Genomic DNA, 678 nt, shown 5'->3' on the forward strand with positions numbered 1-678 from the left:
TCAGATACCCCGGGTCCGGATCTTCATGCTCGAGCGACGCAGCGCAAACACGCCCTCGAAGGTCCGGCACCACACGAGCTCCTCCGAGCTTGCGATGAGGCGCGCAGGCATCGGATACCCGCCGCCCGGTGCCAGCAGCTCCGTCGAGAAGACGAACTCCCGCTCGGGTTGGGCCTTCGCAGGCGCATCCTTGGTGCCGGTTTCCTCCCTGGCGATGAAGGCCGCAAGTTCGCCGAAGCCCTGCGCAGCCTCCGCAGCGAGCTTGCGCTGGAGGTCCTCCGAGGGCCGGGCCAAGTCGTCGAGGCTGTACGCCGAGGGCAGTTGGTACATGTACAGGCCCGACCACCGGTCAGCCCCGCTGCCGTGTTCGAGCTGGACTGCGGCAGCCGCCCGCAGCCTGCCACCAGGCGATTTGCTGAGGTATAGATAGGGTGTTGCGGCCGTCGCAGCTGTTGGGGCGGTGCCGCTGGCGTCGGTGAGCTCAAGCCCCTGCCGGATCGCCGCATCGAGGAACAACTGCCGCGGTTCGAGCCTGAGCTTGCCCTTCATGCGCGCCGCATCGAGGCCGGTCTGGCTGTCGACCATGCCCACGTTGGCGAGCGCACCCAGCGCACCGAACACCAGGCCGGCCGTCAGGCTGCCGCCCTGGGTCTGCGTGTAGACGATGGTCTTCGCTTC

The 678-nt window shown here is 68.0% G+C and carries 1 protein-coding gene; it reads right to left on the reverse strand.

Annotation, left to right across the window (positions count from 1 at the left end):
* Positions 1–678, reverse strand: a 678-nt coding sequence (locus tag V9K97_RS27250; RefSeq protein WP_337321967.1) for a hypothetical protein, incomplete at its 5' end; no start/stop codon positions are given.

The sequence above is a fragment of the Variovorax sp. CCNWLW186 genome, from assembly GCF_037203865.1.
Classification (GTDB): domain Bacteria; phylum Pseudomonadota; class Gammaproteobacteria; order Burkholderiales; family Burkholderiaceae_C; genus Variovorax.